This is a genomic window from Mesorhizobium sp. M1143 (genome assembly GCF_040318435.1).
In the GTDB taxonomy this organism is placed as follows: Bacteria; Pseudomonadota; Alphaproteobacteria; order Rhizobiales; family Rhizobiaceae; genus Mesorhizobium.
Map to the genome: position 1 here is coordinate 1 of NZ_JAMYMJ010000096.1, position 8,209 is coordinate 8,209.

The following is an 8,209-nucleotide window of genomic DNA, read 5'->3' on the forward strand; positions in this document are numbered from 1 at the left end:
CGAAAAGCGCGGCCACATATTCGAATACAGTTTCAGCCTGTAGCTGGCGATCCAACTCGGCTAGCTGAGTTTGGATGGCATACCATGCCGTCGACTTCGATACGCAAGTTCGACTATGACCCGAACACCAGGGTTCTCTCGGTTTGGTTTGTAGCGAGCGGGAAGCATTACGAGTTTTTGGACGTACCTGCTGAGGCCGTTGCCGCGTTCAAAGCTGCCTTTGCCAAGGGCGTCTATTTTAACAGCCACATCCGCAATCGTTATGCATTCCGGCTCGCGGCAGGGAGGGCAGCAGCCGCGTCGGGCGATTGACAGAATTTCAGATTCGAGGCGGCCCGCGCCATCGCAGGGGAGCAACTGTGCGAATTGACCAGGTTCCGAGGGCAAACGAAAACGCCCGCCGGCCGGGCCAGCGGGCGCGTATTATATTAAGCTAGGTGCTGGGCCTATTTGCCCATCATCATCGCAGCTTTGCAGAAGTTCTCATGGGCCTTCGCAATATCTGCGTCAGCGCAGTCCTTCATCACAGCGTCCTTATCCTCCTGAGACATAGCCGACCAAGCGGTTTTCGCTTCGGCCTCAGACTTCATGGTCTTCATGCTGCTGTCCGTGAAGAAAGGAGACATTTTTGCAGGATCGTCGAGCGCAGACGTGCCAGTGGAACTGCCGGCAAAGGCCGATCCGGTCATAAGGGCAAATGTCGCGCCGAGAATGAGCATTTTCGAATTCATCAAAATTCCTCCGAATGCAACTGCTTGAATGCAGCCGTGCTAATTCAACGCTTGCGGGTAGAAAGGGTTTCCAGCCAAATTGAAAATTGTAGAAATTGCTACCGATATTTCGTCGTCAACCTAGGAGGAATTGGCCCGCAAGTTCGGTCAAGGCGGCCGGCGGCCACCATCGATGCTGCAATTGCCTGGCCGGTTGCCCCGGACTTGTTCAGGGATGGCCCGCGCTTGCTTCCGAGCGCGGGCCGACCATGATGAGTGAGGGGCGATCTTGGTCACCGGCAGGACCGCTTAAGAACGAGCCGGGTGTGACCGAACAGCCTCAGGGTGAGGATGTTCCCGACTGACGCAAAAAAGCCCGCCAGCGTGAGCCAGCGGGCAATCGGCCTTGAGTATACTAGAACGAGTTCCCCGGCTCGCTCGTTGAGAGGCATGAAAGACAAATGGGAATCTGACCACCAGTTCGTCGAAGGCGCCCGCCGTAGCCAGCGATGGGCGGAGAGAGAACTTGAATCCCTACAATCGACCATCCAAGAGACGCGCCGTGTCCTAGACGCTTCACGGAAGCTCTTGGAAAAAATTGCCGAGCGCGAAGACCATACGCAGCCGTAGGGAATGGCCGGTGCAGTTGGGCATGCTTGTGGGCTTAACCGCACCGATATTGCATAAGTCACGGCTGATGGGCAAACCCACGGCCAGTACTTTCCGTGCAGGTGGACAGCTCGCCGGGCGAAGACCCCAACCACCTCGATCCCGGCGAGCCTAGACCTGATCAGAGTACGCGATCAGGACCGGGGATCAGCCGGCGATAGTGGCATCTCTTGCAGGTCAACCATTGTGAAGCACAGCTTCCTGATCGGACCTGCTGCCGTGTCGAATGGAATAGGCGCGAGTGATTTCCGCACCAAAAAGAAAAATTTCCGCCGAGTAGTAAGCCCACAACAGGATGACGAGCAGCCCACCGGCGGCCCCATATGAGGCCGCGACCGCGCTGGAGCCTATATACCAACCGATAAGCGATTTCCCGAGCGTGAACAGGGCAGCAGTCACAACAGCGCCAATCCAGACATCCCGCCATTCCAGGGTTCGATCAGGCAAGATCTTGAAGATGGCAGCGAAAATAGCTGCGAGGAGGACAAAAGAAACGACCGCGTTGATAACGCCCAGGACAAGTGTCCCGAACGGCAACTGTGCGTTGATGAGGTTGCCTAGGGCCGAAATCGCCGCGCTCGCGACTAGAGAGACGAGCAACATGAAGCCAAGTGCGGTGACCAGTCCCAGACTTACCGCACGTGCGCGCACCAGGCGCGACAACGAACTTCCCTGCGCTTCGACCTTCCATATCATGTTCAAAGACTGCTGTATTTCGCCGAAGACCCCGGAAGCGCTCACAAGCAAGGTGATGATGCCAATCACCGCCGGCCAAGTGCCGCCGGATGGCTTTTCGGATGCGCTCTTCAGTGCGGTTTGCAGGATATTTGCGCTTTCTGTACCCATCATCCCTGTGATTTGGGCGGACAATGCCGCTTGCGCTGCCTCGTGACCGAATGCGAGACCCGCAATTGCAACCACGATGAGCAGAATTGGCGCCAACGATGTTGTGGCATAAAAAGCGATTGCTGCGCCATGGCTGAGAGCATTGTCGTTGACGAACCCAACGACGGCTTCTCGCACCATTGCCCATGCATTTGTGATCGCGCGATGCATTTTGCGCCCCAGTCGAATTGGCGTTCACTAGCAATGCACCAGCACATGTGATGTTCCGGTTGCGGGCTGTGGCAGGAGTTTCGCACCGACTTCCGCGGAGGGTCGCCGGCATAGAACTTCCGCTCCGATGCGCTCGCATCGCCTTCGCCCCCATTTCGGGACGCGCATTTGATAATGGTTTTCTCAAGATCATTTTAGTTCGTTCGGAAACCATAGAAGCGGAGGCTGGCTCGTTTGCACCGACAAGGACAACAGCACGGAGGAGGTGTTGGAGGCGGCGCAGGAAGCTGGCGTGCATCCTGCGATCTCCGCCGGCCGCTGGCGGTACGAGCATCCGGACTATCGCCGCTTTTCCAAGCTGATTGGTCGAGGTGAGATTAAAACCGTCCTGAGCCTCAATATCGCTTTGAGGCGCCAAAGCTGCCAACGCGGTACCACCGTGTCTGCTTTCAGGCAGCGGCAACCAACGTCGTTGCGGCCAAGATCGCGCCACCAGCGGAATGGCACCTTTCCGCTGGTTTGCACCAGAAGCAGACCTTCTGCTCTCGTTCCATATACTGCCGGACCGCATGCGCCTCATATCGGTCATTCAGAATTAGCAGCCGCCTCTTTTCCGATGCCAACGCCTGAGCCTTTTGTGAGACCTAGGCGCAGCTTGCCGGCCGCAGCCTGTCCCAATTGGGACGAATAGTTGGCACCCATATTGCAAATCTACTACTCCTAAAGCTGCCGGACCGCTCTCGTGATGAGCCGCCAGTCGGCTAAGCGCCTCGTCGGTCTTTGAGCTGGCCCCAGCGGATCCCAAAAGCAGAAATTCGAGCGTACAGGCGACGTGAGGGAGGATACCCGAACCCGCGTGAACGAGGCTGTAAGGTCGATCGGATTTCAGTTCAATCGACAAGCAATTGATTTTCGCCGGGGTCGTTCCGATTCGCTTATTGTTCTGGTGTCGGACATCGCGAACCCGTTCTTTCCGGTATTCTTCAAGGGATCGAAAAGGAAGCTCGGGAACGAAGCACAATAGGTAACACAAAAGGTCAAAACAGAGCAATGGCCACAGCCGTTTGCGTCAGATTATTCAAGTTAATTCGCCGACCGCCAACGCGAACAGACGCGCATGGTCCCGTCCGTATAGCGTTGTTAATCCGGCAGTAGCATCTCCTCTTCATCGGCTGCGGCTTCGAACAGCAGCCGGAAGTCGTTACCCGGCATTTTGCCATCCATCGCAGATAGGCAAGCCTCAGCCGCCAGCCGCCACTTGGGGCCACGATTGGACCACTTTAGAAGCTCCTCCGCGGCGGCATCAACTCGGTTGACACCAAGGCGAAGCCCCGGGCGCTCAGTCTTCACATAAACCGGAGGGTTGAACCAGCGGTGGGGCATCAAGCCTCTCGAACGTCAAAGGCGATGAACAGTCCCCAAACGGAGGCTGAATTGACGATCATTCCGACCAACTGGCAGTCAGTCTCACGAAGATCATGGCCGCGCTCGCGCACCGCTGCAATGGTCGCCTTCAGGGAAATTATATTGCCCGGTTGAGAACCCAACAGGACCTCGCGGACCAGCTCCTTGGCCGTTTGCTGCACAGGCCGAACAGGTGCTTGAACGTCCATCCCATCGTCCCAGAGAGATAGAACCTCACCAGCTATTCTGTGGGTCACTTTCCGAAAAAGGCAAGAGCCGGAAACGTACAAAGCAGGTTGCCGCAAACACCCCATTTTGGAACGGGACCCGCCCTTTGTTCATTATGGGTGGAATCAATTTTTGAATGCAAATCCAAGGAATTTACGCCGTGCTCGCCAAGGATGGACAAAGCGGAGGAGTTCTATACCCGGCTTTTCGAGCGGAGGCCTGATGATCGTCCCATGGACGTGTTGATCCAATGGCGCAACGTCGCAGGCGCGAACTTGCAAATCTTCCATGATAAACGGCGAATGATAAAAAGCCCGCTGACGTCTGGCGACGCTGCAGGGATGGCCCGCGCCTGCTTCGGAGGCTGCGCGGGCCGACCATGACGAGTGGAGAGGACATCTTGGTCACCGGCACGGACCGCTGAAGAACGAGCCAGCTGTGGCCAAACAGCCTCAGAGCGGGAATGTTCCCGCCTGACGCAAAAACACCGTGGCTCAGCCGGCGGGCTCCGTTGCAGGGGCACTCAGGATAGTGCCACGGGCGCGGCGTCTGGGGTCAATGCAGTTTGCCGACTAGCCGAGCGTATTCGGCTTCAGCCCTGCCATATGACCCATCAGCCAGCGCAATCAGACGCGCTCGGTCAAGAATGACTACCTCTCCTCGCATTGAGCGTATCAGACCTTGGCCCTCCAAGGTTTGCAGCGCTATGGTGACGCCGGGCCGCCTGACACCGAGCATAACTGACAAGAACTCGTGCGTAATCGCAAAGCTGTTCCCGTCGACGCGATCATCGCACATCACCAGCCATCTTGAGAGCCTGTCGACGATGTTCATCCGGGCATTGCTGAGCGCGGTGAAGCTTGCCTGGAGGTGAAAGTAGTGAACGTAGCGGAGCAGAAAACTTCGCAGGGTTGGGCTTGTCAAAAGCGCCTTGGTGAAGAGGCCCGCGTCGATAACAAAGGCTCGGGCCTCTAATTGGACGTAACAATCGTGCGTTGACCGGTCATCGCCCATGATAAGCGCTGAGCCGGTCATACCCTCACAACCTATGATTCCGATCTCAGCTTCAATACCAGGCCGCAGTTCGCCCACCACTGACCCGAGACCGCTCTCGAAGAAGTACACGGTTCTGATTGGAGACCCCGCCACTTCGAGATGCGTCTTCAGTCCAAGGGAGACGCTTTCCAAATGAGGTTGCAGCAAGGCCAAATCTGCCGAGCACATTCGAAGCAGCAGCGAATTGCGATAGATGGAATTTTGGCGGGTGTCGCATTGCGCGGCAGTGTGAGTTCGTGAACTGGAGTCTGTCATAGCTCCCTCTCCCTATTGGGGCGGAAGCATGTTGATCGCTCACAGCCGACGGACGCCCTTAGAGTTGCCGTCGATAGCACACTGTATGCCTGCGGGCCGCGGATGTCCCATTTATTAACAACTGCGTTGATCAGCGCGAGCCAAGCTTTGGCGCGCCCGCGCTAAGACGGCATTCAGATACTCCAGGAATTCGTCATCGCTTTTCGTTGACAAGCCGACTTGTCGAGCGCGAGTCACAATGCGCTCCTGGAGTGAAACCGCTGTCTCATAGTGGTCCACGATCATCTGAAATGAAGCGCTCACTGGGGCGGATTCAAAGAGCTGTGCCATTGTGGCAATGTAGTTCCAAGATGATGAGAGTCGATGCGGCCGCTGCTTTGCGTAACAATCGTACAATGTGCTCAAGAATGTGCGGTTACCGGATCTAGACGGCCTATCCGGAGGTGGTGTGGAATTCTGCTGACTTAGCAGCACGGATAGAACTCGTGATCCGCCACGCAGCACGCGCCAGATAGGACCAATAGGGCGTAACTAGCGACGCGAGCGCCGCCGCTGCGATGCAGTGAGCCGAATGCGCCGAGGCCCATCAACTTCCACCGGGTCACCTCGGCAGTGGCCGCCTTCACCCCGGTCATGTCTTCGCTGAGCGATTCACCGCGTCTTCAGCCTTGGCAAAACGCTGCACCAGCTTGTCGGTCTTGGCGTACATCTTCGATCGGCTGGCGGCTGGGCGCTGCTCGGATTGCTCGTAAGAGAGCGCGGCTCAAGCATCGCTGTCGTTTAATGTCGCGCCGGATCTCGGTTGCGTCTCGCTGAACGCCCTCCATGGACGCCCTTCATCGTGGGTCCACCAGGGCTTTCTTGTTGTCTGAATAGCCGCCTTCGTGCGCGAGCACCTTGGCAGGCGCTTTCTTTTCGCGCGAAATTGCCATCGTTTTCAAGCGGGAGGGTCGGGATGCAGATTTTCGATGACATCGAGGCGCTGCTGGATGCGGGTGAAGCCTCGACGGCACTTAAGGAAGTGCGGGCGCTGGTGCATCAATTTGGGCGCGGGTCCAGTGTCTTGGCGGGCGCGATCGACGACCTCATTATTGACCTGTCGACGCTATCATTCGTCGCCGATGCTTACGGAGGCCGCATCGCAGAGGCGGCGCGCATGTTGGCCCGAAAAAGACTATTGAAAATCAAGTTGCTCGCACCTCGTCAAAGCGTTGAAGTGGTCAGCTAGAGATTGGTGGTCGCTACGAAAAACGTGTAGACCTGCTCGGTGCTCCGACGCATCGAAACCTCTCGCCATCATCGGTTCCGTGCGGACGAAAGAGCCGCCTGACCCTGCGACCAGATGAAAGCTTGGACTTGCGGCAGACCGCAAGCAGTTGGAGCTTGAATTGCCGACACACTCTCAGGAACCGTTGCCGGGATCGCACTCCATTGGTCGTCGGCCCAGATCCGGCGCGCCTCGCTTAAGGTGCCGGTCGAATATGGCCAGCTTCTCTTCGTAGCCGATCCGCACTCTGGACCTGCAACTATCGCATTTGAAACCGGCAATCGTTTTCAGCCAGGATCCCCTTCTCACCATAGGGCGTGAACAGGAGGGGCATTGGAATTCTAAAGGTACGTCGCGCAGTTCATTTGATAGAGGCACTGTGCATGTTCTCCTCAGCGGCACGGCCACTGCAACAAAGTAGAAGGAGAAATGTTTCCGGATTCGGCCATTTGCGGGAAAGAATCGGACCTAAGTCTAAATGGTGAGCGGCCCTGAAACCCATCGGCCTTTGCGTCGGAAATTAAAAATAGCGAGGGTTCGAAGGCGGCCGCGGGCGTGAGGCTGGCAAGTGGGCCAAGACGGCGGCGGTAAGGCGGAGCTGTGGCGATCAAATAACCGGTTCGCCCAGAATCTCGTTCACCCAGCTCATGGTTCTCAGCCCGTATGCCATTCCGGCGCAGTCGGCAAACCAGTCGAAGACACTCATGTCACGCCCTGTGACGCTTTGAAGGATTTCGATCGCTGCGCCCGTAAAAGCAAGTAGAACCGCCAGCCGGACCACCTGTTGGGGCCAGCCGAGGCTACCCAAAGCCGACAAGGTGGCGAACGCGGCGGCGTGGTTGAGCTTGTCGTGATGAGACGTAAAGGCCAACGCGTGCAGCAAGTGGTCTGGCAATAGCGCGAGCAACAGGACGACCGCCAACGTGGAGAGAAAGGCAGCCCTTGCCATGCTCTGATAAAAGCTCGACTGCGGCAATCTATCCGCAGCACTCCCGGTTCCTAGTTCTCGCTTCCGATACTGGCGCACTAGGCAGAGCTCCAACCTGCATCTGAGCTACGAGCGCGAACAACTGGCATGCTTAACAGGCCTCCTGATGTCATCAGGAAGTTCCATGAAACAGCCTATGTCACTCTGGATGGTTCCATAGGGCGCTGCGAATGTCGCCCTCCATTGTGATGAGGCCGAGGGTTTCCTGCCGAAAAGGCGCGGCGGAATAGGCGAGCCATTGGTACCGCTTGCGCCCAGGTGCGATGCGTATCGTGCTGGGCGGGAGCGGAACTCTTTCCAGCCTTGGCCCAGCTGTGCAGCCGGGCCGACGCCCTTCTGAATTCAATTATCGCCGGCGTCGCGGCTAAAAGACGAAACCGCTGTTTAGTCTGGTCATCCCTGCCTTGGTGATCTCGCCTCTACATATTCCAATCCTAGACGCTAGGCCAGCAGCGGCCACTCGCGGCTGTCCATCAACAATCCCAAACATCAGGTCGCGGTTATATACAAAAAAGCCGGCCACCTTTCGGCAGCCGGCCAGTGCAAACAAGGAAGGGAACGTTGCACTGATGGGGC

The 8,209-nt window shown here is 57.1% G+C and carries 10 protein-coding genes; 2 read left to right on the top strand and 8 right to left on the bottom strand.

The window, feature by feature from the left end; translation table 11 throughout:
* Positions 1–312 (top strand): KTSC domain-containing protein (locus tag NKH35_RS30200; RefSeq protein ID WP_352917358.1); only part of this gene is annotated, 312 nt, incomplete at its 5' end.
* A gap of 134 nt (positions 313–446) precedes the next feature.
* Here NKH35_RS30200 and NKH35_RS30205 read toward each other — a convergent pair.
* From NKH35_RS30205 to NKH35_RS30230, 6 genes are all read right to left on the bottom strand, one after another.
* A complete protein-coding gene (locus tag NKH35_RS30205) occupies positions 447–731 on the bottom strand; it encodes a hypothetical protein (RefSeq protein WP_023673895.1) in 285 nt (94 codons plus the stop codon).
* A gap of 825 nt (positions 732–1,556) precedes the next feature.
* Positions 1,557–2,435 carry a YihY/virulence factor BrkB family protein gene (locus NKH35_RS30210; protein WP_286456758.1) on the bottom strand — a complete coding sequence of 293 codons (879 nt, stop codon included), beginning with the start codon at positions 2,433–2,435 and terminating at the stop codon, positions 1,557–1,559.
* 1,140 nt (positions 2,436–3,575) lie between these two features.
* The gene (locus NKH35_RS30215; RefSeq protein ID WP_023669677.1) at positions 3,576–3,818 is read right to left on the bottom strand and encodes a DUF982 domain-containing protein; all 243 of its coding nucleotides are present in this window, start codon (positions 3,816–3,818) and stop codon (positions 3,576–3,578) included.
* Positions 3,818–4,048 carry a hypothetical protein gene (locus tag NKH35_RS30220; RefSeq protein ID WP_023690600.1) on the bottom strand — a complete coding sequence of 77 codons (231 nt, stop codon included), beginning with the start codon at positions 4,046–4,048 and terminating at the stop codon, positions 3,818–3,820. The genes NKH35_RS30215 and NKH35_RS30220 overlap by 1 nt, the downstream gene beginning before the upstream one ends.
* Before the next feature lie 574 nt (positions 4,049–4,622).
* The gene (locus NKH35_RS30225) at positions 4,623–5,378 is read right to left on the bottom strand and encodes a Crp/Fnr family transcriptional regulator (protein WP_023706251.1); all 756 of its coding nucleotides are present in this window, start codon (positions 5,376–5,378) and stop codon (positions 4,623–4,625) included.
* A gap of 464 nt (positions 5,379–5,842) precedes the next feature.
* Positions 5,843–6,013: a DUF1515 family protein gene (locus NKH35_RS30230; protein WP_023673960.1), complete on the bottom strand. Its 171-nt coding sequence runs from the start codon at positions 6,011–6,013 to the stop codon at positions 5,843–5,845.
* Between the two features lie 320 nt (positions 6,014–6,333).
* On the opposite strand from NKH35_RS30230, the gene NKH35_RS30235 reads away from it, so the two are divergent.
* Positions 6,334–6,606: a hypothetical protein gene (locus NKH35_RS30235; protein ID WP_023690703.1), complete on the top strand. Its 273-nt coding sequence runs from the start codon at positions 6,334–6,336 to the stop codon at positions 6,604–6,606.
* 646 nt (positions 6,607–7,252) lie between these two features.
* Here the strand turns inward: NKH35_RS30235 and NKH35_RS30240 are convergent.
* Positions 7,253–7,621 carry a VanZ family protein gene (locus NKH35_RS30240; RefSeq protein ID WP_245261975.1) on the bottom strand — a complete coding sequence of 123 codons (369 nt, stop codon included), beginning with the start codon at positions 7,619–7,621 and terminating at the stop codon, positions 7,253–7,255.
* 376 nt (positions 7,622–7,997) lie between these two features.
* On the bottom strand, positions 7,998–8,209 hold a 212-nt coding region (locus tag NKH35_RS30245), incomplete at its 5' end, for a hypothetical protein (RefSeq protein ID WP_352917361.1).

Bases quoted from the DNA above. Each gene is read 5' to 3' on its own strand.
- NKH35_RS30210 (WP_286456758.1), bottom strand. From the start codon at position 2,435: ATGCATCGCGCGATCACAAATGCATGGGCAATGGTGCGAGAAGCCGTC.
- NKH35_RS30220 (WP_023690600.1), bottom strand. From the start codon at position 4,048: ATGGACGTTCAAGCACCTGTTCGGCCTGTGCAGCAAACGGCCAAGGAG.
- NKH35_RS30225 (WP_023706251.1), bottom strand. From the start codon at position 5,378: ATGACAGACTCCAGTTCACGAACTCACACTGCCGCGCAATGCGACACC.
- NKH35_RS30230 (WP_023673960.1), bottom strand. From the start codon at position 6,013: ATGACCGGGGTGAAGGCGGCCACTGCCGAGGTGACCCGGTGGAAGTTG.
- NKH35_RS30235 (WP_023690703.1), top strand. From the start codon at position 6,334: ATGCAGATTTTCGATGACATCGAGGCGCTGCTGGATGCGGGTGAAGCC.
- NKH35_RS30205 (WP_023673895.1), bottom strand. From the start codon at position 731: ATGAATTCGAAAATGCTCATTCTCGGCGCGACATTTGCCCTTATGACC.
- NKH35_RS30215 (WP_023669677.1), bottom strand. From the start codon at position 3,818: ATGCCCCACCGCTGGTTCAACCCTCCGGTTTATGTGAAGACTGAGCGC.